This window comes from Micromonospora sp. NPDC049374, from assembly GCF_040677165.1.
In the GTDB taxonomy this organism is placed as follows: domain Bacteria; phylum Actinomycetota; class Actinomycetes; order Mycobacteriales; family Micromonosporaceae; genus Micromonospora.
On record NZ_JBFAQH010000015.1, the window covers coordinates 101,299 to 124,847 of the forward strand.

At 74.2% G+C, this 23,549-nt stretch carries 20 protein-coding genes; 10 read left to right on the forward strand and 10 right to left on the reverse strand.

Going from position 1 to position 23,549, the window contains the following annotated elements:
- Position 1: 1 nt before the first annotated feature.
- Positions 2 to 1,300: a DUF58 domain-containing protein gene (locus AB0J93_RS23460; RefSeq protein WP_363924463.1), complete on the forward strand. Its 1,299-nt coding sequence runs from the start codon at positions 2 to 4 to the stop codon at positions 1,298 to 1,300.
- Between the two features lie 16 nt (positions 1,301 to 1,316).
- Positions 1,317 to 3,788 carry a DUF3488 and transglutaminase-like domain-containing protein gene (locus tag AB0J93_RS23465; RefSeq protein WP_363924464.1) on the forward strand — a complete coding sequence of 824 codons (2,472 nt, stop codon included), beginning with the start codon at positions 1,317 to 1,319 and terminating at the stop codon, positions 3,786 to 3,788.
- Positions 3,789 to 4,070: 282 nt separating this feature from the next.
- Here AB0J93_RS23465 and AB0J93_RS23470 read toward each other — a convergent pair whose 3' ends face one another.
- The 8 genes from AB0J93_RS23470 to AB0J93_RS23505 form a co-directional block, all read right to left on the reverse strand.
- The gene (locus AB0J93_RS23470; protein ID WP_099850992.1) at positions 4,071 to 4,466 is read right to left on the reverse strand and encodes a DUF3040 domain-containing protein; all 396 of its coding nucleotides are present in this window, start codon (positions 4,464 to 4,466) and stop codon (positions 4,071 to 4,073) included.
- Between the two features lie 115 nt (positions 4,467 to 4,581).
- On the reverse strand, positions 4,582 to 5,841 hold the full coding sequence (locus AB0J93_RS23475) for a DNA polymerase IV (protein WP_363924465.1): 1,260 nt from the start codon (positions 5,839 to 5,841) through the stop codon (positions 4,582 to 4,584).
- Positions 5,842 to 5,879: 38 nt separating this feature from the next.
- Positions 5,880 to 7,052, reverse strand: coding sequence for a nucleotide pyrophosphatase/phosphodiesterase family protein (locus AB0J93_RS23480; protein ID WP_363924466.1), 1,173 nt, complete (start codon positions 7,050 to 7,052; stop codon positions 5,880 to 5,882).
- On the reverse strand, positions 7,049 to 7,813 hold the full coding sequence (locus AB0J93_RS23485; RefSeq protein ID WP_363924558.1) for a methyltransferase domain-containing protein: 765 nt from the start codon (positions 7,811 to 7,813) through the stop codon (positions 7,049 to 7,051). Before AB0J93_RS23485 ends, AB0J93_RS23480 begins: the two co-directional genes overlap by 4 nt.
- 46 nt (positions 7,814 to 7,859) lie before the next feature.
- Entirely contained in the window at positions 7,860 to 11,261 is a 3,402-nt protein-coding gene (locus tag AB0J93_RS23490; protein ID WP_363924467.1) for an error-prone DNA polymerase, read from the reverse strand.
- A 105-nt stretch (positions 11,262 to 11,366) separates the two neighbouring features.
- A complete protein-coding gene (locus AB0J93_RS23495) occupies positions 11,367 to 13,055 on the reverse strand; it encodes a DNA polymerase Y family protein (RefSeq protein WP_363924468.1) in 1,689 nt (562 codons plus the stop codon).
- Positions 13,048 to 13,773 carry a hypothetical protein gene (locus AB0J93_RS23500; protein ID WP_363924469.1) on the reverse strand — a complete coding sequence of 242 codons (726 nt, stop codon included), beginning with the start codon at positions 13,771 to 13,773 and terminating at the stop codon, positions 13,048 to 13,050. The genes AB0J93_RS23495 and AB0J93_RS23500 overlap by 8 nt, the downstream gene beginning before the upstream one ends.
- 131 nt (positions 13,774 to 13,904) lie before the next feature.
- Positions 13,905 to 14,354, reverse strand: a complete 450-nt coding sequence (locus tag AB0J93_RS23505) for an SAV_6107 family HEPN domain-containing protein (protein WP_093401173.1) — start codon at positions 14,352 to 14,354, stop codon at positions 13,905 to 13,907.
- Positions 14,355 to 14,804: 450 nt separating this feature from the next.
- Between AB0J93_RS23505 and AB0J93_RS23510 the strand changes: the two genes are divergently transcribed.
- The 6 genes from AB0J93_RS23510 (at position 14,805) to crtI (ending at position 20,168) form a co-directional block, all read left to right on the forward strand.
- Positions 14,805 to 15,293 carry a YbaK/EbsC family protein gene (locus AB0J93_RS23510; protein ID WP_363924470.1) on the forward strand — a complete coding sequence of 163 codons (489 nt, stop codon included), beginning with the start codon at positions 14,805 to 14,807 and terminating at the stop codon, positions 15,291 to 15,293.
- A 76-nt stretch (positions 15,294 to 15,369) separates the two neighbouring features.
- The gene (locus tag AB0J93_RS23515; protein ID WP_363924471.1) at positions 15,370 to 16,113 is read left to right on the forward strand and encodes a monooxygenase; all 744 of its coding nucleotides are present in this window, start codon (positions 15,370 to 15,372) and stop codon (positions 16,111 to 16,113) included.
- Positions 16,110 to 16,703, forward strand: a complete 594-nt coding sequence (locus AB0J93_RS23520) for a GNAT family N-acetyltransferase (RefSeq protein ID WP_363924472.1) — start codon at positions 16,110 to 16,112, stop codon at positions 16,701 to 16,703. Before AB0J93_RS23515 ends, AB0J93_RS23520 begins: the two co-directional genes overlap by 4 nt.
- Positions 16,700 to 17,539 carry a carotenoid biosynthesis protein gene (locus AB0J93_RS23525; RefSeq protein WP_363924473.1) on the forward strand — a complete coding sequence of 280 codons (840 nt, stop codon included), beginning with the start codon at positions 16,700 to 16,702 and terminating at the stop codon, positions 17,537 to 17,539. The genes AB0J93_RS23520 and AB0J93_RS23525 overlap by 4 nt, the downstream gene beginning before the upstream one ends.
- Positions 17,536 to 18,663 (forward strand): glycosyltransferase family 2 protein, encoded by a 1,128-nt coding sequence (locus AB0J93_RS23530; protein WP_363924475.1) that lies wholly within the window; start codon positions 17,536 to 17,538, stop codon positions 18,661 to 18,663. Before AB0J93_RS23525 ends, AB0J93_RS23530 begins: the two co-directional genes overlap by 4 nt.
- Before the next feature lie 17 nt (positions 18,664 to 18,680).
- Positions 18,681 to 20,168, forward strand: a complete 1,488-nt coding sequence (crtI, locus tag AB0J93_RS23535; protein WP_363924476.1) for a phytoene desaturase family protein — start codon at positions 18,681 to 18,683, stop codon at positions 20,166 to 20,168.
- A gap of 33 nt (positions 20,169 to 20,201) precedes the next feature.
- Here crtI and AB0J93_RS23540 read toward each other — a convergent pair whose 3' ends face one another.
- Together AB0J93_RS23540 and metF are read right to left on the reverse strand one after the other, a co-directional pair.
- Positions 20,202 to 20,891 (reverse strand): CDP-alcohol phosphatidyltransferase family protein, encoded by a 690-nt coding sequence (locus AB0J93_RS23540; RefSeq protein WP_363924477.1) that lies wholly within the window; start codon positions 20,889 to 20,891, stop codon positions 20,202 to 20,204.
- Between the two features lie 43 nt (positions 20,892 to 20,934).
- Positions 20,935 to 21,852, reverse strand: coding sequence for a methylenetetrahydrofolate reductase [NAD(P)H] (gene metF, locus AB0J93_RS23545; RefSeq protein WP_363924478.1), 918 nt, complete (start codon positions 21,850 to 21,852; stop codon positions 20,935 to 20,937).
- 252 nt (positions 21,853 to 22,104) lie between these two features.
- Between metF and AB0J93_RS23550 the strand changes: the two genes are divergently transcribed.
- Together AB0J93_RS23550 and AB0J93_RS23555 are read left to right on the forward strand one after the other, a co-directional pair.
- Complete coding sequence (locus AB0J93_RS23550) at positions 22,105 to 22,455, forward strand: helix-turn-helix transcriptional regulator (RefSeq protein ID WP_363924479.1); 351 nt, start codon at positions 22,105 to 22,107, stop codon at positions 22,453 to 22,455.
- 9 nt (positions 22,456 to 22,464) lie between these two features.
- Positions 22,465 to 23,547, forward strand: coding sequence for a polyprenyl synthetase family protein (locus tag AB0J93_RS23555; RefSeq protein ID WP_363924480.1), 1,083 nt, complete (start codon positions 22,465 to 22,467; stop codon positions 23,545 to 23,547).
- The last annotated feature ends 2 nt before the right edge of the window (positions 23,548 to 23,549 follow it).

Here is a 23,549-nt window from a genome sequence, read left to right on the forward strand (position 1 = left end):
CGTGCGTGACGGGCTGCGCGGGCTGACCACCCGCGGCCGCTCCTTCCTGGCCGCGGCGGTGGCGGCGGCCATCTCCGCCGGCATCCTCGGCGAGAAGGATCTGCTGCGGGTGGCCGTGCTGCTGGCCGTCCTGCCGCTGCTCGCCGCGCTCTACGTCGGCCGCAGCCGCTACAAGCTCGCCTGCCACCGGTCGCTGGAGCCGCACCGGGTGCCGGTCGGCGCGACCGCCCGGGTGGTGCTGCGCCTGCAGAACATGTCCCGGCTGCCCACCGGCACCCTGCTGCTGGAGGACCGGCTCCCGTACGCCCTCGGCAGCCGCCCCCGGGTGGTGTTGGAACGTCTCGGCGCGCACCAGGCCAGTTCCGTGGCGTACACGGTGCGCGCCGACGTGCGTGGCCGGTACGAGGTGGGGCCGCTGGTGGTCCGGATGACCGACCCGTTCGGCCTCTGCGAACTCAGTCGCGCCTTCCCCGGCACCGACCGGCTCACCGTCGTTCCGCAGGTGGTCCCGCTGCCGTCGGTGCGGCTGCCCGGTGAGTACGCCGGCAGCGGCGAGAGTCGGGCCCGCTCGGTGGCGGTGCACGGCGAGGACGACGCGGCCACCCGGGAGTACCGGCGCGGCGACGACCTGCGCCGGGTGCACTGGAAGTCGACCGCGCGCACCGGCGAGCTGATGGTGCGCCGGGAGGAGCAGCCCTGGGAGAGCCGGGCCACGGTGCTGCTGGACACCCGCGCGTACGGACATCAGGGCGACGGTCCGACGGCCAGCTTCGAGTGGGCGGTCTCGGCCGCCGCCAGCATCGCGGTGCATCTGCGGCAGGCCGGGTACAAGCTACGCCTGGTCACCGGCTCGGGCGCGGACGTCGACGCCACCGAGGGCGCCGGCGACGGCCTGCTGCTCGACCAGCTCGCGGAGGTCCGGCTCGACCAGCGGGTCGAGATCACCACCCTGGTGCAGCACGTACGGCAACGCGCCGACGGCGGGCTGGTCATCGGTCTGTTCGGGTCGCTGAGCACCGCCGAGGCCGAGCTGTTGGCCGGGCTTCGGGCCAACGGCGCCACCTGTGTCTGTTTCCTGCTGGACAGCTCCGCCTGGCTGAACCTGCCGACGCCCGCACGGGCCGAGGCCGATCAGGCGCACGACGCCGCGGCGCTGGCGCTGCTGCATTCCGGCTGGCGGGTGATCGGCGTCGACCACGGCGGCCGGCTACCGGCGCTCTGGCCGCAGGCGGGGCGGGGCTCGCAGGGGTTCGCGCTGCGCGCGGCGATGGCCGAGACCGTGGCCGGTGGCGTGCGATGAACGGAAGGTCCCCCTCATGATCGCCCATCGGAACCTGGGCCTGGTGGCCGCCGGCGCGACGCTGCTCGCGGCAGCACCACTGTCGGCCATCTTCGACCGCTGGACGTGGCTGGTCCAGGCAGTCATCGCGGTGGCCGCGGTGGCCGCCGCGGCGTCGCTGGCCCGGCTCGGCCGGACCCCGCTGTGGGTGCAGATCCTGGCCATGGTCGGCGGTCTCACGCTGGCCCTGACCTGGCTGTTCCCCAGCGGCTCCGAACTGCTGGCGGTGCTGCCCACCCCGGCCACCTTCGGGCACTTCGCCGAGTTGCTCGGCAACTCGGTCGAGGACATGCGCTCCCACGGCGTGAAGGTCCCGGACACCGACCCGCTGCTGTTCGTCACCGTGCTCGGCATCGGCGGGGTGGCGGTGCTGGTGGACGTGCTCTGCGTCGGACTGCGCCGCCCCGCCCTGGCCGGGCTGCCCATGCTGGCCATCTACTCGGTGCCGGTGGCGGTCTACGTGGACAGCGTCCCGCCGGTGCCGTTCGCGATCGGCGCCGCCGGTTTCCTGTGGCTGCTGGTCACCGACAACGTGGACCGGGTCCGCCGGTTCGGCCGGCGGTTCACCGGCGACGGCCGTGACGTCGACGTCTGGGAGTCCTCGCCGTTGGCCGCCGCCGGCCGGCGACTGGCGGTGGTCGGCCTCGCACTGGCCGTGCTGGTGCCGTTGGCCGTGCCGGGAATGACCGCCGGGTTGATGACCACGCTCAACTCCGGCACCGGTTCCGGCATCGGTCCCGGCTTCGGTGGCTCCCCCGGCCGGGTCGACCTCTTCGCCGCGCTCAGTGGCCAGCTCAACCAGTCCCAGGTGACCGACCTGGTGACGGTCACCACCACCGAGGATGAGCCGTTCTATCTGCGCTTCGGCGTCGCCGACGACCTGCGTACCGACGGCTTCCGAGTGCGCGGCCCGAACGGTCGGCGGGTCACCGGCGACCTGCCCGATCCCTCGGGGCGGTCGGCGCCGGGCATCCAACGCACCCGGCAACGGGCCACCGTGCAGGTGAGCCGTGAGCTGAACATGCCACTGTTGCCGGTCTACGCCGAACCGGTCAGCTTCGCCGAGCTGGGCAACAACTGGTTCTACGACCCGAACCTGCAGGTCGTCTTCTCCAACCGGGAAAACTCCCGGGGCAAGGAGTACTCCTTCGACTACGTGCGCTCGTCGTACAGTCCGCAGGCGCTGCGGCGGGCTCAGCCGCTGCCGGCGGACCTGCCGCTGCGCCGGCAGCAGACCGTGACGCCGGACGTGCCGGAGGTCCGTGCCCTGGTGGAGGACCTGATCCGGGGGGCGCGCACCGAGTACGACAAGGTGCGAGCCATCTACGACTACTTCTCCGAGGACAACGGCTTCAGCTACCGACTCAGTACCGAGCAGGGCACCAGTGGACAGGCGATTCTCGACTTCCTGGACAACAAGGTCGGCTACTGCCAGCAGTACGCCGCGGCGTTGGCCTGGATGGTCCGCGACGCGGGGATCCCGGCGCGGGTCGCCTTCGGGTTCACCAACGGCAGCCGGCGCAGCGATGACACCCTCACCCTGACCAACCGCAACCTGCACGCCTGGACAGAGGTCTACTTCGACCAGATCGGCTGGGTGCCCTTCGACGCCACCCCGGCCTACGGCGTGCCAGGCTCGACCCGCTCGGCGTGGGCGCCGGACGTGGACGCCCCGGAGGAGAGCACACCGCAGGGTGGCAACTCGGACACGCCCGAGGAGACGGATCCGTCAGCCGAGGCGGAGCAGGGACCGAACCAGTTCGAGGAGGGCGAGGACCCGGGTGCGGCGCTCGGCTCCGACACTCCCGCCGAGCAGACGCCCGTCTGGCCGTGGCTGGTCGCCGCCAGCGTCCTGGCGCTGCTGGTGCTGCTCGCCGTGCCCGCACTGCGCCGGCTCGCGCTGCGCCGCCGTCGGGGCCGGCCGGCACCAGCGGTGCGGACGGTCGACGCGCCGGACGCGGACCCGTCCGCGACCGGGCAACCGCTCGTGGTGGTCACCACCGATCCGGACCGGGCGCGGGCCGACGCGCACGCCGCCTGGGACGAACTGATCGACACGCTTGTCGACTACCGGGTCGGGGTGGATCGGACGGAAACCCCACGCGCCACGGCGGAGCGGGTGGCCCGGGAGCGCCTGGCCGCGCAGAACGACGCCGAGTCGGCGGTACGCCTGCTCGGGCGGGCGGAGGAGCGGGCCCGCTACGCCCGGGACCCGTTGACCGGCGAACCGCTGCCGGCGGCCCTGCGGACGGTACGCGGCGCGCTCGCCGGGCAGGCCGACCGGCGGACCCGGTTGGTGGCGACCATGCTGCCGCCGTCGGTGTTGTCCCGGTGGCGCACCGCCATCGCGGACAACTCGTCACGACTGGTCAACTCGGCCGGGCAGGTGCGCCGGAGGCTGCTGCGGTTCAGTCCGCGCCGATTGATCGCCAGCCGCGCGGGTCGCTGAACGCCAGCCAGCCACGCGGTGTGCTGATCCCGCTGCCGGCGACACCATCGTGGGTCGCCGGCAACGGGCCGCCGACCGGCATCCGGTGAGTCACGATCAGTCTGCTCGGCGCGTCGCCTGCCGGCGATCCGACAGCAACGGCAAGGTGACGGCGACCGGCGACAGCTAACAGCGACAGGCGGGCAACACGAAGCCTCGCGCGGCACTCTGGCCGTTTGCGCGCCACTCACCCCGGGCGGTCGGCCCGGGGTGACGTGCTTCCTCGTCAGCGGCGGAACGGGTTCAGCGGTGCCCCTCCGGGCGCTGCCGCCACCGGTCCTCCATCCGGTCGAGGAAACCCGACCTCCGGCCGGCACGACCTCGGGACCGGCGACGACTCGCCGTGCCTCCGACGACGTGCAGGTCGGGTGACTGCGCCCGACGGTGCGACTGCACCGCGAACGCGGCCGAGGCCAACATGACAACGAATCCCGCCACTGCCAGCGGCGGAGTTTTGATCACCGCGCCATAGACCAGCAACGCCAGGCCAGCGATGATCACGCCGGCAGCGACGAGCAGGCGACGCCGCGCGTGGAAGCGCGGATCGCTGGCGCGCACGGCCGAGGCGAACTTGGGGTCCTCGGCAAGCGACCGCTCGATCTGCTCGAACAGCCGCTGCTCGTGCTCCGAGAGCGGCACGGCACTCCTCCCCGGTCACGTTGGTCGGTCCGGTCGGACCGACAGACCGTGGCAGCCAACCGGCTGCTTACCCGCAAGTCTACGAGGGCCCTCGCGCGTCGGAAAGCGGGACGACCTACGGCCGGGTCGGATTTTCATTTCGTCGGGGATCGCGCCCGGTGAGAAGACTGGCCGGTCCTATGACGGACCGCCCGAAACGGGCAGCCGCCGCGTCGGCGGCGACCTCTGCCTCCCGCCAGCCCCGCTCCGGTTGCCCGAGGGCGAGTTGCCGCGGCGTCTGGTCCGCCGCCGTCAGTCCCTCCGCCCGGACACCGAGCAGGCGAATCCGCTCACCCGGGTCCAGCGCGGTGTAGAGCGCCCAGGACGTGTCGAACATCTCCCGGGCCACGTCGGTGGGCACGTCCAGGGTGCGGGCCCGGCTCACCGTGCGGAAATCGGCGGTGCGCACCTTGAGCGAGACCGTCCGCCCCACCTGCCCGGCGGACCGCAACCGGGCTCCGACCTTCTCGGCCAGGGCCAGCAGCGTACGGCGGATCTCGTCCGGATCGTCGACGTCCACATCGAAGGTGACTTCCGCACCGATCGACTTCTCGGCCTGCTCCGGGCTGACCCGGCGCGGGTCGCGACCCCAGGACAGCTCGTGCAGGTGCGCGGCGGCCGCCTCGCCGAGCGCGGTCCGCAGCATGCCCAGCGGAGCCTGTGCGAGATCACCGACGGTACGCAGACCGAGCCGCAGCAGTGCCTGCTCGGAACGCTCCCCCACCCCCCACAGCGCGGCGACCGGTAGCGGGTGCAGGAACTCGAGCACCCGGTCGGCCGGCACCACGAGCAGACCGTCGGGCTTCGCCCGGGTCGAGCCGAGCTTGGCCACGAACTTGCTCGGTCCGACCCCCACCGAGCAGGTCAGCCTCTGCTCCTCGGCGACCCGCTCCCGGATGCGGCGAGCGATCGTCGCCGGCCGACCGAACAGTCGCCGAGCACCGGCGACGTCGAGGAACGCCTCGTCCAGGGAGAGCGGCTCGACCAGCGGCGTGACGTCACGGAAGATCTGCATGACCGCCCGCGAGGCCGCCGTGTAGCGGGCGAAGTCGGGAGCGAGGAAGACCGCGTGCGGGCAGAGCGCACGGGCCCGCATCGTGGGCATGGCGCTGCGTACGCCGTACCGCCGGGCCTCGTAGCTGGCCGAACTGACCACCCCGCGCGGACCGACCCCGCCGACCACGACGGCCCGACCACGCAGCTCGGGGCGGTGACGAACCTCCACCGAGGCGTAGAAGGCGTCCATGTCGACGTGCAGGATCGGGCACCCGGCGTCGTCGGCGCCGGGCCCGAACCGGGGATCGCCGCCCCGGGGTAGCGACTGGCTGCGGCCCACCCGCGCAGATTAGCCCGCGGCTGTGACATTCCGGCCGGTCAGCCCCGCACCACAAGCAGCGGAATGGTCATCTCGGCCGCCGTGTCCGCGCCGTGGAAGGCCACCAACCGGGAGACCATCGGCGGCTCCGACCGACTGGCCAGCACGGCGTACGTGTCGTTGCAGACCACCACGACATCGCCGATCCGGTCCAGGTGGCCGGCGGCCACCGGCCCGAACCGGCCGCTGGCCACCGCCTCCTCGCGGGTCAGCACCCGGGCGGCGGTGCCGAGCACGGCCGACCAGGCCGCCACCACGTCGGCGGTGGCCCCCGGGGCGACATGCAGGTAACGCACCCGGGGCTCGCCCGCCACCACCCGCACCCCGTCGGTCAGCCGGGGGTCGGTGTCCAGGTCGAACCGATCTCCGGCGGGGATGTCGAGCTGCCCGTGATCGGCGGTGACCAGCAGCGCGGCGTCGGGCGGCAACCCGTCCACCAACCGGGCCAACAACCCGTCCAACTCGGTCACCGCCACCCGCCACGGCAGCGAGTCGACGCCGCTGAGGTGACCGTGCCGGTCGACGTCCGGGTGGTAGGCGGAGACGAGAGTCGGGCCGGGGCCGGCGGTCAGCGCCGCAAGCGTGGTGGCGGCCACCGCGTCGACCCCGGCCGCACCCCGGTAGTCACCGCCCCGGTTCGCGGCCAGGGTCAGGCCGGTACCGCCGAACTCCGGCCGGCTCACCACGGTCACCGCCACACCCGCCGCCCGCGCCCGTTCCAACTGGGTGGGGACCGGCTGCCAGCGCAGCGGATCGGGATCGCCGTCGCGCCACTCGATGTGGTTGAGCACCCGTTCGGTGCCCGGAACGCACACGGTGAAGCCGAGCACCCCGTGCACACCGGGTGCCGCGCCGGTGCCCAGGGTGACCAGGCTGGTCGGAGTGGTGGAGGGAAAACCGGAGGTGAGCGGTCGGCCGGACGCGGCGGTCAGTCCGGTAAGCGTCGACGCGTACGGTGCGGCGGTCGGGATCTGGTACCAGCCGAGGCCGTCGACAAGCAGCACCGCGATCCGGCGCACCCCCGACAGTTCGGCGGCGAGGCCGAGCGGGTCCGTGGCACCGGGGACACCGAGCACGGCCAGCGCGCTGGGCAGCACGTCGGCGAGGCTTCCACCGCCGTAGCCCGGTGCGACGACCTCCAGCGGTCGGGCCCGACCGATCAGGCCGGTCATGCCGGGCGGCGGGCGAACAGGTGCAGCTGGGCCGCGACGTCCCGCCAGGGTGGTTGCCCGGCCAGCGTCCGCTCCAACTCGACCAGGGCAGCGGCCTGACCGTCCGCCACCGCCGCGGGCAGCAGGTCGGCCAGGACGCGTACGCCGTGGATCTCCTCGACGGTGAGCCCGGCGGCGGTCAGCAGCGCGGCGGCGCCCTCGACGTCGAAGCGGCGGCGCAGGGTGTCCCGGGTGCCGGCGGCGCCGGCCGGGTCGGCGGCCAGCGTCGCGGCCACGTCGAGGTGCCCGTTCATCGCCCGGCCGAGCACCGCGGCGGCCCGCCCGGCGACCAGCACGCTCGCCGCCCCGCCCGGTCGCAGCACGCCGGCCAGCGCGGACACCACAGGTGCCGGGTCGTCGACGACCTCCAGCACGGCGTGGCAGAGCGCCAGGTCGACGCTTGCCGGTTCGATCAAGCCGGCCAGCGCGTCAGCGTCACCCTGCACCGCGCGTACCCGCCCGGCCACCCCGGCCTCCGCGGCTCGGCGACTGAGCGCGGCGAGCGCGTCGGGACTGGCGTCGACCACGGTCACCCGGTGCCCGGCCCGGGCCAGCGGCACCGCGAAGCCGCCGGTGCCACCCCCCACGTCCAGCACGGTCAGCTCGGCGACCGGCCGGCGGTCCAACTCGGCGCGCAGCACCGACCAGACCACGGCGGTACGGGGGGTGAGCGGCGGCCCGGCCGGGCCTGGGGTCTGTTCCACCCGGTCGAGCCTAGTCAGCCGGGAGCAGACCGCCAGGGGGCACCTGTCGGCCGTCGTCCCGCCGTCATCGGAAGTCGCGGGAGGTGGGGCGGACCGGCGCTTCGATCGGGTCCAGCCGGTCGGCGACCAGGTTGACCACCCCCTCGTGCCGCTGTAGCCGGCCCCGCACCACCAACGCCGTGCTGGTGCGGGCCACCCGCCGGTGCCGCTGCCACAGCCCCGGCGAGCAGGTGACGTTGAGCATGCCGGTCTCGTCCTCCAGGTTGAGGAAGGTGACCCCACCGGCGGTCGCCGGCCGCTGCCGGTGGGTGACGATCCCACCGACCCGGATCCGCCGCCCCGGCTCCACCCGGCCCAACCGGTCGATCGGCACCGCGCCCACGGCGTCCAGCTGCGGCCGGATGAACCGGGCCGGATGGTTCTCCGGCGACAGCCCGGTGGCCCAGACGTCGGCGACCAGCCGGTCCACCTCCTCCATCCCGGGCAGCACCGGTGCCGCCGTACCGGTCACCGTGCCGGGCAGCCGACCGGGCCGCTCCTGGGCCGCCGCGCCGGCCGCCCAGAGCGCCTGCCGCCGGGTCAACCCGAAACAGGCGAACGCGTCCGCGGTGGCCAGCGCCTCCAACTGCGCGGCGGTCAGACCCACCCGCCGGGCCAGATCCGGCATGTCGCGGTACGGGCCGTTCGCTGTCCGCTCGGCCTCGATCCGCTCGGCCACGCCGTCGCCGAGGGTACGCACACTGGACAGCCCGAGCCGGACCGCCGGACCGCCCAGCCCCCAGGCGTGCGGTGGTTCACCCGCCCGGCTGCCCCAGCGGGTGTCCGGGGTGGATTCCAGCACCGGCTTCGCGTCGCTGGCGTTGACGTCCGGTCGGCGTACCTGCACGCCGTGCCGGCGGGCGTCGTCGACAAGGGTCTGTGGCGAGTAGAAGCCCATCGGCTGGGCACTCAGCAGCGCGGCCAGGAACGGACCGGGGTGGTAGCGCTTCAGCCAGGAGCTGGCGTAGACCAGGTAGGCGAAGCTCATCGCGTGGCTCTCCGGGAATCCGTAGCTGGCGAACGCGGTGAGCTTGCGGTAGACGTCGTCGGCCAGTTCGCCGGTGATGCCGCGCTCCGCCATGCCCCGGTAGAGCCGGTCGGCGATCTGCTCCATCCGCTGCACCGACCGTTTGGCGCCCATCGCCCGGCGCAGTTGGTCGGCCTCGGCCGCGTCGAAGCCGGCCAGGTCGATGGCGAGCTGCATCAGCTGCTCCTGGAACAGCGGCACGCCGAGGGTCTTCTCCAGCGCGTTGCGCATCAGCGGATGCGCGAAGGTCACCGGTTCCTGGCCGTTCTTGCGCCGGATGTACGGGTGCACCGAGCCGCCCTGGATCGGCCCGGGCCGGATCAGCGCCACCTCGACCACCAGGTCGTAGAACTCGCGGGGCCGCAGGCGGGGCAGGGTGGCCATCTGGGCCCGGCTCTCCACCTGGAACACCCCGACCGAGTCGGCCCGGCAGAGCATGTCGTAGACCTCGGGGTCGTCAAGCGTCATGTCGCCGAGATCCAGGCTCATCCCGATCATGTCGTAGCCGTAGTGCAACGCCGACAGCATGCCGAGGCCGAGCAGGTCGAACTTGACCAGGCCGACGGCGGCGCAGTCGTCCTTGTCCCACTGGAGCACGCTGCGGCCGGGCATCCGCCCCCATTCCACCGGGCAGACCTCGATCACCGGCCGGTCGCAGATCACCATGCCGCCGGAGTGGATGCCCAGGTGCCGGGGGAACGTCTGGAGTTCGTTGGCGTACGCGACCACCTGCTCGGGGATCTCCGGCACGTCCACCGTGGCCACGTCGCCCCAGCGGTCGATCTGCTTGCTCCACGCGTCCTGCTGGCCGGGTGGGAAGCCGAACGCCTTGGCCACGTCCCGCACCGCCGAGCGGGGCCGGTAGGAGATCACGTTGGCCACCTGGGCGGTGTGCTCCCGGCCGTAGCGGGCGTAGACGTGCTGGATGACCTCCTCCCGGCGGTCGGACTCGATGTCCACGTCGATGTCGGGCGGCCCGTCGCGCTCGGGTGCCAGGAACCGTTCGAACAGCAGCCGGTGCCGGACCGCGTCCACGTTTGTGATCCGCAGCGCGTAGCAGACCGCCGAGTTCGCCGCCGAACCCCGGCCCTGGCAGTAGATGTCCGCCCGCCGGCAGAAGTCGACGATGTCGTACACCACCAGGAAGTAGCCGGGGAAGCCCAGTTCCTCGATCATGTTCAGCTCGTGGTCGAGCTGCGCGTACGCCTGCGGGTGCGCCTCGCGCGGGCCGTAGCGTTCCCGCGCACCCCGCTCGGTGAGGTGGCGCAGCCAGCTCATCTCGTTGTGCCCCGGCGGCACCGGGTACGCCGGCAGCTGCGGCGCGACGAGTTGAAGATCGAAGGCCAGCTCGGCGCCGAACTCGGCGGCCCGGGCCACCGCGCCCGGGTAGGCGGCGAACCGGGCCGCCATCTCGGCGCCGTCGCGCAGGTGGGCGGTACCCGCCGCGGGCAGCCAGCCGTCGATCTCGTCCAGGCTGCGCCGGGCCCGGACGGCCGCGAGGGTGGTGGCCAGCCGACGCCGCCCCGGAGTCGCGTAGTGCACGTTGTTCGTGGCCACCGTGGGCAGGCCGGCGGCGGTTGCCAGCTCGGCCAGGGCGTCGTTGCGGTCGCCGTCGATCGGATGCCCGTGGTCGGTCAGCTCCACCGCCACCGTCTCCGCGCCGAACAGTGCGGTGAGCCGGTCCAGCTCGCGGGCCGCCGCGTCGACCCCCTCGGTGAGCAGGGCGGCCGGCACGTGCCCCTTGCGGCAGCCGGTGAGCACCAGCACGTGGTCCCGCAGGTCGGCGGCGATCTCCTCCAGCTCGCCGTAGACCGGGCGGCCCTTCTCACCGCCACGCAGTTGGGCGCGGGCGATTGTCGCCGCCAGCCGGGCGTACCCCTCGTGACCGTGGGCCAACAGCAGCAGGTGGTTGCCGTGCGGGTCGGGTACGCCGTTCTGCGGACCGGGCAGGCCGAGAGACAACTCCGCTCCGAAAATCGTCGGCAGGCCCAGCGCACGGGCCGCCTCGGCGAACCGCACCACGCCGTAGAAACCGTCGTGGTCGGTGACGGCGAGCGCGGTGAGCCCCAACCGGACGGCCTCCTCGGCCAGTTCCTCGGGGTGGCTGGCACCGTCGAGGAAACTGAAGTTGGTGTGTGCGTGCAGTTCGGCGTACGGCGGCACGTCGTCGGGCCGGGTCAGCTCCGGCGGTCGGTAGTGCTCCCGCCGCCGGCTCCAGGCCGGCGAGTCACCTCCGTCGGCGTCGACCGCCAGGGGATCCACCACATGCAGGTGCCGCCCCGCACCGTCGCCCTTCCCGCCGCCGCTGCCCTTCCCGCCGCCGCCCTTCCCGCCGCCCGACCGCCCGGAGAGCACCCGCTCCAACTCCGACCACGGCAGCCGGGGGTTGTGGAAACTCACCGCCGCCACCCCGCCGTCGCGCAGGACGCCGTGCCTCGTGCCCTCAACCGGCCCAGATGCCCCGACATGCCGCAACTGGTGAAGCCCGCCGGCCCGAGTGCCCCGTCAGTCATAGAGCGCCTCCACCAGCCACTGGCCGGACTCGACGGCGAGCAGCAGGGCGCTGCCGTCGGCGAGGCGGACCTGGAACCGGGCTCGGCGGCGGGCCTCGGCCGGTGCCCACCACCGCTCGTCGACCGGCCACGGACCGGCCCAACCGACGATCTCGACCGACGCGACCGTGCCCCCACGGAGCGCGGTGGCCGAAGGGGCGGTGGCCGAAGGGGCGGTGGCCGAAGGGGCGGAACCGGGTGCGGGAGTGGAGCCGGTGGGCTGCGGAGGCATCGTGCCGATGCTCAGCCGGGCCGGTGGGGCGCTCATCGCCAACCGGGCGCTCACCACGACCGGCGCACCGGTGGCGTCGAGCACGCTCGCGGCGAGCGGGGTGGGCAGCACCACGGCCGGCGAGGGCGGCGGCAGTCGCCCCGGCCAGGACGGTACAGCCGGCCCGGCGCCCGCCCGCCGCCCACCGGGACGGGCCGGGAGTCGTTCGTCGCCCCAGGGCACCAGCCGGGTCTGGTCGGCCGGGGACCGTCCACCACCGAGCACCGCGGTGACCACCGCCTCGGGACCGAGCAGGCCCTGCACCCGACTCAGCGCGCGGTGGGCCCGCTCGCGTTCCGCACCGGTCTCCCCCCACAGCCCCGGTTGCAGGCCGGCCTGGGCCAGCACTCCGTCCGGCAGCAGCCGCAGCCGGATGATTCCGGCGGTGGGACGGGCCGGCCGGTCACCGCCGCGACGGGCACCGGAGAGCCAGCCGTCCAGTTGCCAGCGGACCCGGTCGGCGATCGCCGCCGCGGTGAGCAGCCCGTCGTGCCGCCAGACCCGGTGCAGCTCCTGGCCGTGCGCGGTGACCGCCTCGATGCCCAGGCGGGTGCAGGCCAGTCCGTGCCCGGCGAGCCGTTCGTGCAGCTGCTCGGCCAGTGTCCGGGCCGCGAACGCCGCCACGTCGATCCGGTCGATCGGCTCGTCCAGGTCGGCGGTGACCGTCAGGTCGACCGGCGGGCGCCGCACCGCGAGCGGCCGGTCGTCCCGTCCGGCGGCCAGCCGGTGGGCCAGCGCCCCGTCGAACCCGAACCGGGCCAGTACGTCGCCGGCGGGCAGCGCGGCGAAGTCGCCGAGCGTACGCACCCCCAGCCGGCGCAGCAGGTCGGCCAGGGCGGAGCGGCCGAGCGCCTCGACGGGCTGACCGGCCAGGAACTCCGGTGTCCCGCCGGGCGGCACGATCCGCCCCTCGCGGGCGGCCAGACCGGCGGCGAAGACCCCGGCGGCGACACCGATCTGGCTCTCCACCGCGCAACTGAGGGCGACGTGCTCGACGATCCGCTCGGCGGCGGCCTCCTCACCACCCAGATAGCGGCTCGGCCCCCGGGCGGCCAGCGCGCAGGCCCCCGGGCGGATCACCTCGACCCCGACCGCCACCTCCTCGACGGCGGCCACCACCGGCTCGAATGCCCGCGCGTCCCGCCCCGGATCGTGGTCGACGACGGTGAGCCCGGAGCAGCGACCCTGCGCCTCCCGCCGACGCAGCCCCCGGCGTACCCCCTCGGCGCGGGCCCGCTCGGAACAGGCGATCACCCGATTGGCGTGCAGCACGGCGACCGGCCCGGTGGCGGGCACCCCGTCGACGATCTCGGCGGCGAGTACCGGCCAGTCGGGGCACCAGAGCAGCAGTGTCCGGACCGGTTCACCCACGGCCCGCCACCACCCGCAGCCGAGTGGCACCCGACCGAGCGGCGGCGGCCGGGCCGGGCACGACCCGGGTCAGCTCGTCACCGGGCAACCAGACCTTGACCTCCCGGGGTCGGGCGGCGGCGCCCCGCCCGCGAGCCGAGATGGTCACCTCCCGACGGCGCAACCGGCCCCGCCCCGGCCCGAGCCCCTGCCAGATCCCACGGACCACCTGGAGCGTCACGTCCGCGCCGTCCCACCGGCCGTACGGCACCAGCACGCTGCCGCGTTGCCGGGCCCGCGCGGCCAGCCGGTCGGCGACGGAGGCGGAGACGGTGGACGGGACCGCGGTGACCACCACATCGACCCCGTCGATGAGCGCGGCGACGACGGTGGGCCACTCCGGACCGGGCTGCGGCACCAGGGCGAGCCGGTCCAGGACGATGCCGGCCTCGGCTGCCGCCCCGGCCCCGAAGGTCGGCATCCCGACCACGGCGCACCAGGATCCGGCGCGGGACGCCTCGGCGAGCAGCGCGAGCAACAACGAGGTGGTGCCGCTGGGTCGGGTCTGCCCGCCACCGACCGCGATGGTGCTGCCGCGCCGCAGCCCCCGGTTGGGCAGCAACCCGGTCAACTCGGGCCGCACGGGCAGCACCCGGTGCCCACCCGCCGGGTCGGGTGCGCTGGCCGGGCGGACCAGCCCGGCCAGCGCGGCGGAACCGACCACCATGCGGCCCGCCATCGGACCTCCCCCGTCATCGCCACGGACATCCGGCCCGTGGATGGTGCTGTCGTGGATCAGAAGAACGTGTGTGTGGCGGGGCGGCGTCCGGCCACCCTAGGGTCCCGCCAACGGTGGCCGGACGCCGCGGCTCAGGCGGCGAGACCGTCGATCGCCGGCTGGTGCGCCAGGCCGAGTGCCGCCTCCACCACCGTCACGAACTCCTCGGCGGCGCGGAGCAGGTCATCGGCCTCCCGGGCGGTCACCACCCGGGGAATACCGGCCTCGGCGGCGGCTCGTTTGCCGGCGCCGAGGGCGAAGTAGCCGGCCCACTCGTCGAGCTCGGGGGCGACACTGGCGAGCAGGACCCAGACGCTGGTGATCCGGTGGCGTCGGGTGGGCGCGGGACGGGCACGGGCGGCGAGCACCGCCGCGGCGGCACGCAGGGCTGCGAGGTGAGCGGCGGCGTACCGGAGGCCATCGGGGCCGGTCCGGGCGGCCTCGGCGAGCCCCTGCCGGGCCACCGCGAGCAACTGGACGGGAGTACGGTGCGGCAGCACGTTCGCGGGCACCGTCGGCGCCTGAGCCGGGCTGGTCGGCATTGGTCTCCTCCAGATGAGCCGGGGCGGGCAGGCGCGCGACGGAGTCGGAGCCGTCGACGCGGCGACCCGCGGCGGTCGGTGCGGAGGAAGACGCACCAGGTGGGTGGCCGGCCGGGTGCGGAGCTTCCCCACACCACACCCGGCCGGCGTACCGGCGGGTCCATCGTCCGCCGCCCGGGGGTCGTTGGGCGGCGGACGACGGTCCTGCCTGACGGGCCCGGACTCGCGACTGCCCGGAGCCCAGGTGCGGTCCGCGGCACCGCACCTGTCGGAAGCCGGTGCCGCGAAACACCCGCCCCCGAGAGGGGTTGGAACGAACGTTCGAGGCAATCGAACACTCGTTCTAACTGCTGCTGACAGTACACCCTCCCTCCGACGAAAACGCAACGCACGACGCACACCAACTTGGGCGGTGGCGCGGGCGGTCCGCGTACCGGGAAGAATGGCGGCATGCAGTCACACCCGAACGTCCGGGCGGTGCAGGACGCGCTCGATGCCGCGAACGCCCGGAACGGCTCCGACGCACCCGCCACGGTCCGCCTGCTGCCCGACGCCGTGCACACCGCCGCGGCCGCCGCCGAGGCACTCGGCGTCGACGTCGGCGCCATCGCCAACTCGCTCGTCTTCGACGCCGACGGAAGCCCGCTGCTGGTGCTCACCTCCGGCGCGCACCGGGTGGACACCACCGCGCTGGCCACCCGGCTCGCCGTCACCCGGCTGCGCCGGGCCACCCCGCAGTTCGTCAAGGAACACACCGGGCAGGTGATCGGCGGGGTCGCCCCGGTGGGTCACCCGCAGCCGCTGCGCACGCTTGTCGACACCGCCCTGGACAAGTACGACGAGATCTGGGCCGCCGGCGGCGTACCGCAGGCGGTCTTCCCCACCACCTACGCCGAGCTGCTCCGGGTCACCGGCGGGACCCCGACCGACGTGGCGTGAACGAGCGAAGCGAGCGAACCATCAGGCACAGCACAGTGGTGCCTCGCGCCGGCGGCGAGCGCAGCGAGGTGGCGGCGTGAGTCACCCGGAGAGCGTCCCCGAGCTGGTCACCCTGCACGTGTGGCGGATCGCACCGGCCGCCGTGGGCCGGGCACTGACCCGGATGGCGGTCGACCCGCGCCGGCTGCGTGCCCTGCCCGGCGTACGGTTCGGCAAGCTGCTCGGCACCGGGACCGGCACCGGCTTCGGGCCCGGCGACGCGGACCTGACCCGGTGGGCGGCGCTGACGGTCTGGGATTCCCCCGCCGCGGCCGCCCGGTTCGCCGACTCGCCGGTGGCGCGGGCCTGGTCCGGTCTCGCCCGCGCGGGCGTCCGGCTCGACCTGCGACCGCTGACCAGCCGGGGTGAATGGTCCGGACGGCGGCCGTTCGGTGCGCCCGCCGGCGGCCGGGTCACCGGCCCGGTGCTGGCGCTGACCCGGGCGCGGCTACGCCCGACCCGGGCACTCACCTTCTGGCGGGCGGTCCCGCCGGTGGCCGCGGCCCTGCACGCCGCACCCGGGCTGCTGGCCCGCTTCGGTGTCGGCGAGGCACCCCTGGGCTGGCAGGGCACGGTGAGCGTGTGGCGTGAACCGGCGGATCTCGTGGCGTTCGCGTACCGTCACCCGCAGCACCGGGCCGCGATCATCCGGACGGAGACCCAGCGGTGGTACGCGGAGGAACTCTTCGCCCGGTTCGAGGTGCGGGACGTGGTCGGCGACCGGACGGTACTGGGGTGGGTCACCGACGACGGTGACCCGGCGAAGGGTGAGCGGGCATGAGGTTGGTGCGGTGGACGCCGGACGATCTCCTCCGGCGGCTGGACGACGTGGTGGCCGTCTACGGCGAGGCGATGGGTTACCGCGCCGACCTGCTGGAGGCCCGTCGCGGCTACATCGCCACCCACGTACGTCGGCCCGGCTTCCGCGCCGTGGCCAGCCTCACCAGCTCCGGCCAGCTGGCCGGTTTCGGGTACGGCTACGTCGGTGCCGCCGGTCAGTGGTGGCACGACCAGGTCTGGCGGGCACTGGACCAGCCCACCCGGCGGCGCTGGCTGACCGACTGCTTCGAGGTGGTCGAGCTGCACGTGCGGCCACCGGCTCAGGGGCACGGGCTGGGCGCCGGGCAACTGCGCGCCCTGCTCACCATGGCCGAGGGCGCCACCACCCTGCTGTCCACCCCGGAGGCCGACGAGCAGACCTCGCGCGCCTGGCGGCTGTACCGCCGGTTCGGCTTCGTCGACGTGCTGCGCGACTTCCGTTTCCCCGGCGACGAACGCCCGTTCGGGGTGCTCGGCCGGGACCTGCCGCTGCCCGTGCCGGGATCGACACCACAGCCGTCGGTGCCGACCCCACCGCCTGCCCGGTCATGACCGCACGCGCACCGGCCCGCGGCTACGCCTGGACGTTGCTGGCCCTGCTGGTACTGGCGCAGATCTGCTACCCGCTGACCGGCGGGGTCACCCGGGCCCGGCTGACCGTGGCCACCGTCGTGCTCGGCTACCTGCTCTCGGTCGGTCACGCCCTGGCCACCCGGGGGCCACGGGCGGCGGCGGCGCTGGTCGCGGTGGCCACCGGTGGCGGGTTCGCCATCGAGGCGCTCGGCGTGGCCACCGGCTTCCCGTTCGGCAGCTACGACTACTCCGGCCAGCTCGGCCCGAAACTGGCCGGAGTACCGCTGATCATCCCGCTGGCCTGGACCTGGATGGCCTGGCCCGCCTGGTTGGCGGCCACCCGGATCACCGGCGGGTCATCCGGTCGGTGGCGTTGGCCGGGCCGGATCGCGCTGGCCACCGTCGGGTTGGCCACCTGGGATCTCTTCCTCGACCCGCAGATGGTGGCCGAGGGGCACTGGGTGTGGCGGGATGCCACACCGGCCCTGCCCGGACTGCCCGGCATCCCGGTCAGCAACTACCTGGGCTGGCTGCTGTTCGCGGTGCTGATGATGACCGCGCTGCGCCCGCTCGCGGGATCCACCGTGGCCACCACCGGCACCGGCGACCAGCCGATGTACGCGCTCTACCTGTGGACGTACGGCTCCAGCGTGCTCGCCCACGCCGTCTTCCTCGACCTGCCCGCCTCGGCGGTGTGGGGCGCGGCCGGCATGGCGGTGGTCGCCGTACCACTGGCCGTCGCCCTGCTGCGGGCCCGGCGGACCCGCGACCGGGACACCGGTTCGCCACGCTCCCCGGTCGACGTGGCGGCATGACCGTCGCGCTGATCCTGCTGCTCGGTGTCACCGTGCTGACCGCGCACACCGTGGTCAACGCGGGCCGCTGGCTGCGCCGGCCGACCGACCGACCGGTGGAGGTCAGCGAGACGGTGACGGTGCTGCTGCCGCTGCGCGACGAGGCCGCCCGGGTCACCCCGTGCCTGCGCGCCCTGCTCGCCCAGCGGGGAGTGCCCGGGCTGCGCGTCGTGGTGCTCGACGACGGCTCGGTCGACGGCACCGCCGAGGTGGTTCGCGCGGTGGTCGCCGACGACCCCCGGGTCACCCTGCTCACCGGGGCGACCCCACCGGCGGGCTGGCTGGGCAAGCCGCACGCCTGCTGGCAGTTGGCCACCCGCGGCGGGGAGTCGGCCACCGCACTGGTCTTCGTGGACGCCGACGTGGTGCTCGAACCGTACGCCGTGGCGGCGGCGGTCACCGAACTGCGCGCCGCCGGGGCGACGCTGCTGTCGCCGTACCCACGGATCGTGGTGCGGACGGTGGCCGACCGGCTGGTGCAGCCGCTGTTGCAGTGGCTGTGGCTGACCTTCCTGCCGCTGCGGGCGATGGAGCGTTCGCCGCGGCCGTCGCTGGCCGCGGCCGGCGGGCAGTTCCTGGTCGTCGACCGGGCCGGTTACCTGCGGGCCGGCGGGCACGCGGCGGTCGCCGACAAGGTGCTGGAGGACATCGAGCTGGCCCGGGCGGTGAAGCGGGCCGGCGGCCGGATCGCCCTCGCCGACGGCGCCCGGCTGGCCAGCTGCCGGATGTACGAGGACTGGCCGCAGCTGCGCGACGGCTACACCAAGTCGCTGTGGGCCTCGTTCGGGCACCCGACCGCCGCGGCCGTGGTGCTGACCCTGCTGCTGGCGCTCTACACCGCACCGCCGCTGGTGGCCGTCGTGGCGCTGCTCGCCGGCGCCCCGACGGTGGCCGGGGTCGCCGTGGGCGCGTACCTGGCGGGGGTGGCCGGGCGGGTGGTCAGCGCCCGGGCCACCGGCGGTCGGGCCTGGCCCGACGCGCTGAGCCACCCCGTGTCGGTCGCGGTCCTCGGTTGGCTGACGCTGCGGTCGTACCATCTGCGCAAGCGGCGACGCCTGTCCTGGCGTGGCCGTCCGGTCGGATAGGCCTGGGAGGACGCGGCATGGCGCGGATCGTGGTGGTCGGTGCCGGGGTGGGTGGGCTGGCCACCGCGGCCCGGCTGGCCGTCACCGGACACCAGGTGACCGTCCTCGAACGTGCCGACGAGGTCGGCGGCAAACTCGGACGGCACCGCCGGGACGCCCCCGAGGGCTCGTTCCACTTCGACACCGGCCCCAGCCTGCTCACCCTGCCCGAGGTCTTCCACGAGCTGTTCGAAGCGACCGGGGCGAAGCTCGACGAGTACCTCGACCTGGTGCCGCTGGACCCGATCGTGCGGCACGTCTTCCCCGGTGGCGGCCCGGTGCTCGACTCCTGCGCCGACCCGGCCGAGTTCACCGCCCGGATCGGCGCGGCCCTCGGGGACCGGGCCGCCGCCGACTGGCAGCGACTGTGGCGGCGCGCCGGCCGGGTGTGGCGGGCCTCCGAACGCGACATCCTGCGCCGCCGCGTCGACTCTCCCCGCGACCTGGCCCGGTTGGCCTGGCGGCTGGGCGACCTGGCCGCGATCCGGCCCGGCCAGAGCCTCCGTGGGCTGGGTCGCACCCTGATCTTCGATCGACGACTGCGGATGCTGCTGGACCGGTACGCCACCTACACCGGGGCCGACCCGCGCCGGGCACCCGCCGCGCTGGTCGCGGTCCCCTACGCCGAGCTGGCCTTCGGCGGCTGGTATCTGCGCGGCGGGCTGGGCACCCTCGCCGACGCGCTGCTGTCACGCTGCCTGGACCTGGGGGTGGTGGTGCGCACCGGCACCACGGTCACCCGGATCGACGCGGTGGGCGGCCGGGTGCACGGGGTACGCATCGCCGATTCGACCACCCCGGTCCCGGCCGACGTGGTCGTGGCAAACGTCGACGCGCTCAGCGTCTACCGCGACCTGCTGCCCGATCCGCACCGGCTGGCCGGGCTCACCGACCGCAGCCTGGCCGGGTTCGTGCTGCTGCTCGGCGTACGCGGCGACTCCGGGCTGGCCCACCACAACGTCTTCTTCCCCCACGACTACGACGCCGAGTTCGACGCGGTCTTCGGTGATCCGGGACGGGGGAGGCGGGCCCGCCCGGCCGCCGACCCGACGGTCTTCGTCACCGTGGCGAACGACCCGGCAGTCCGTCCGGCCGGACACGAGGCGTGGTTCGTGCTGGTCAACGCCGCTCGTCAGGGCACCGCCCCGGGAGCGATCGACTGGCGCCGGCCGGGCCTGGCCCAGGCGTACGCCGATCGGGTCCTGGACGTGCTGGCCGAACGCGGCGTGGACGTCCGCGACCGGCTGGTGTTCCGCGACGTGCGCACCCCGGCCGATCTGGCCACCGCCACCGGCGCGCCGGGCGGCACCATCTACGGCACGGCCGGTGGCCTGCTCCGGCCGGCCAACCGGGGACCGGCCCGGGGCCTGTGGCTGGTCGGTGGCTCCAGCCATCCCGGCGGTGGCCTGCCGATGGTGACCCTGTCCGCGCAGATCGTCGCCGACGCGATCGGCCCGGCCTGGTAGTGACCGGCGGGGCCGGTGGCTCGACCGGCGGGTTCAGTCGGCGTCGAGCAACGCCCGGCGGACGGCGGAGAGCAACTGCCCCAGCCCGAAGGCGGCGAGCAGCACCCAGACCGCGGTCGCCATGGTGATGGTGCCGGCGGCCAGGTCCACCTCGATAAGTCCGCTCAGGCCGGCCAGCAGCAGCCCTGCCACAGCCACGCAGACCCGGGTGGGCCGCTCCCCCACGGTGACCGCGCCGATCTCCCGCATGCCGGCGGCGACCGCGCGGGCCCGGACGTACTCGTGCAACCAGGAGAGCGCACCACCCGCGGCGACAAGCGCACCCGGCGCGCCGACCAGCCAGAACGCCACCAGCCAGGCGGCCTCGCCGATCCGGTCGGCCAACGAGTCGTAGACGTAGCCGAGCCGGGTGGTACGCCCGGTGGCCACGGCCACCGCACCGTCGACGCTGTCGGCCACCGAGGCGAGCAGCACGAACAGCGCACCCAGGAACGGTCCGTCACCCGGCCGGACCGCGAGCAGCGGTACGCAGAGGCAGAGCAGCACCCCGACCACCGTCACCGCGGTCGGGCCGACCCGTAGCCGGCCCAGCAGGAACCCGACGTGGTAGGAGAAGCGCAGCCAGCCACGCACCACCGGAGTGGCGACCCGGGGATCGAAACCGCCGTGCAGCCGCGCCCACGCCGTGGCGTACTCGTTCCAGTTCAGCTGTCTGCCCACCACGGTTCAACCGTCGCGACAGCGCCGAGGTGTCGCGCGCCGGGGGTCACGTCGCGGCGCCCACCCGAAGGTTCTGCCATATCTCCCGGGTCGCGGTGGAACGGTTGAAGGTGATGAAGTGGATCCCCGGGATCCCCTCGTCGAGCAGCCGCCGGCACATCTCGCTGGTCTGCTCGATGCCGAGCCGGCGGACCGCCTCCGGATCGTCGGCGACCCGCTCGAACCGCGCGGCCAGTGCGGGCGGGAAGGGTGCCCCGGACAGTTGCACGGATCGCTCGATGGTGCCGATCCGGGTCACCGGCATCACACCGGCCAGGATCGGGGTGTCGCAGCCGGCGGCAGCCACCCGGTCACGCAGCCGAAGATATTCGTCGACGTCGAAGAACATCTGGGTGATCGCGAAATCCGCGCCGGCCCGGCACTTGCGCACGAAGTACTCGGTGTCGGCGGCGACGTCCGGTGAGCGCGGATGCCGGTAGGGGAAGGCGGCGACGCCGACGCTGAAATCGCCGGAGTGACGGACCAGCCGGACGAGGTCCTCGGCGTAGTGCACGCCGTCGGGGTGCGGGATCCACTCGCCGGTGGGATCGCCCGGCGGGTCGCCGCGCACCACCAGCACGTTGCGCACCCCGACCCCGGCCAGCCGGCCGATGACGTGCCGCAACTCGGCGACGGAGTGGTTGACCGCCGTCAGGTGGGCCATCGGCAGCAGCGTGGTCTCGGTGGCGATCCGCTCGGTGACCGCGACCGTGGTGTCCCGGGTCGAGCCGCCCGCACCGTAGGTGATCGAGACGAAGGAGGGACGCAGGGGCTCCAGCTCGCGGATGGCCTGCCACAACTGCCGCTCGCCCTGCTCCGTCTTCGGGGGCATGAACTCGAAGGAGAAGGTCGGCTGGCAGTCGCGGACCAGCTCTCCGATCGCCGGTTGCGAGTTCGGGAGGACCGAGGGAAGACCGAGCGCCACGCACCGACTCTAGCGGGCCGGGCCGGGCACCCCTACCGACTTCCCAGCGGTGGAGACAACAGAATGTTCATGGCCCGCCGCGCCCAGCGGCGCGGAAAACTGTCGCACCGCCGGACTAGCCTGCTGACCTGCGCGGGTGTGGTCGAGAGCCCACCGGGGGGCCGCGCGGGGGTCAGCAGCAGACGGTGCGTACCGGCACCGCCCTGATCGGGTGGGGTCGGGCCGTCACCCCGCCGACCCGCCGGAGGATCAATGTCCCCGTCCCCGCTCGCCCCTACCCGGCCCGCCCCGGCCGCCCTCGGCCCGCTGGTGGCCCGGTCACGGCTCGCCCGTGGGTGGAGCCAGTCCCGGCTCGCCGCCGAACTCTGTGCCGCCGCCGGAGTGTTCACGTTGAGCCGGCACGAGATTTCCCGATGGGAGCGAGGGGTGCGCGTGCCGGGACGCTTCTGGCGCGGCTGGCTGGTCCGGATCCTCGCGGTGCCCGGCAGCCCGCCACGCACGGCACGGCGCTCCCCGGCCCGGCCGGGCCAACCCGGCCGCGACCAGCGACGCACGACGCGCCGGAGGGCGGGTGGGTCGTCGCGGCGTACCCCGACCCATTAGCGTCGGGACGTGACCCATGCTGCTCCCGTCTCCCCGGTCGACCGTGCCAGCCTGCGCCAGCGGGTCGACAAGGCGCTGTCGGACTTCCTCGCCGGCCGTCGCGCCTGGCTGACCGACGTCGACGACGCCCTGGTACCGGTCGCCGAGGCGATCGAGGCGTTCGTGCTGGGTGGCGGCAAGCGGCTGCGGCCGGCCTTCGCCTACTGGGGCTACCGGGGTGCCGGCGGAGTGGACACCGACCCGGTGGTGACCGCTCTCGCCGCACTCGAGTTCGTGCAGGCCAGCGCCCTGATCCACGACGACCTGATGGATCGCTCCGACACCCGACGGGGTGAGCCCGCAGTACACCGGCGGTTCGCCACCCGGCACCGCTCAGCCGGCTGGGGTGGCGACCCGGACGGCTTCGGTGACGCAGCGGCGATCCTGCTGGGCGACCTGTGCCTGGTCTGGTCCGACGAGCTGCTGCACTCCGCTGGGCTCGACCCCCGGACGGTGGCCCGGGCCCGACCGGACTTCGACGAGATGCGCACCGAGGTCACCATCGGGCAGTACCTCGACGTGCTGACCCAGGCCACCGGCGACACCTCGCTGGAACGGGCCGGCAAGGTCGCCCGGTACAAGTCGGCCAAGTACACCGTGGAACGGCCACTGCTGATCGGCGCGGCGCTGGCCGACGCCCCCGCCGACGTACGCATCGCCTACTCGGCGTACGGCTTGCCGTTGGGTGAGGCTTTTCAGTTGCGCGACGATGTGCTGGGCGTCTTCGGCGACCCGGCGCAGACCGGCAAGCCGGCCGGCGACGACCTGCGCGAGGGCAAGCGGACCTACCTGGTGGCGGCGGCCCTGGAGGTGGCCGACGACGCCGGTCGCACGCTGCTCCTCGGTGGCCTCGGCGACGGCGAGCTGGACGCCACCGGGGTGGCTCGGCTGCGGGAACTGATCGTCGACACCGGTGCACTGGCCCGTACCGAGCAGCGCATCGTCACGCTGACCGACGCGGCGCTCGCCGCGCTCACCGCCGTCGACCTGGACACCGAGGCCCGGCAGGCGCTGGTGGACCTGGCCATCGCCGCCACCCGTCGCGCCGACTGACT

Bases quoted from the DNA above. Each gene is read 5' to 3' on its own strand.
- AB0J93_RS23465 (WP_363924464.1), top strand. From the start codon at position 1,317: ATGATCGCCCATCGGAACCTGGGCCTGGTGGCCGCCGGCGCGACGCTG.
- AB0J93_RS23480 (WP_363924466.1), bottom strand. From the start codon at position 7,052: ATGACCGGCCTGATCGGTCGGGCCCGACCGCTGGAGGTCGTCGCACCG.
- AB0J93_RS23500 (WP_363924469.1), bottom strand. From the start codon at position 13,773: ATGGCGGGCCGCATGGTGGTCGGTTCCGCCGCGCTGGCCGGGCTGGTC.
- AB0J93_RS23505 (WP_093401173.1), bottom strand. From the start codon at position 14,354: ATGCCGACCAGCCCGGCTCAGGCGCCGACGGTGCCCGCGAACGTGCTG.
- AB0J93_RS23510 (WP_363924470.1), top strand. From the start codon at position 14,805: ATGCAGTCACACCCGAACGTCCGGGCGGTGCAGGACGCGCTCGATGCC.
- AB0J93_RS23520 (WP_363924472.1), top strand. From the start codon at position 16,110: ATGAGGTTGGTGCGGTGGACGCCGGACGATCTCCTCCGGCGGCTGGAC.
- AB0J93_RS23525 (WP_363924473.1), top strand. From the start codon at position 16,700: ATGACCGCACGCGCACCGGCCCGCGGCTACGCCTGGACGTTGCTGGCC.
- AB0J93_RS23530 (WP_363924475.1), top strand. From the start codon at position 17,536: ATGACCGTCGCGCTGATCCTGCTGCTCGGTGTCACCGTGCTGACCGCG.
- crtI (WP_363924476.1), top strand. From the start codon at position 18,681: ATGGCGCGGATCGTGGTGGTCGGTGCCGGGGTGGGTGGGCTGGCCACC.
- AB0J93_RS23550 (WP_363924479.1), top strand. From the start codon at position 22,105: ATGTCCCCGTCCCCGCTCGCCCCTACCCGGCCCGCCCCGGCCGCCCTC.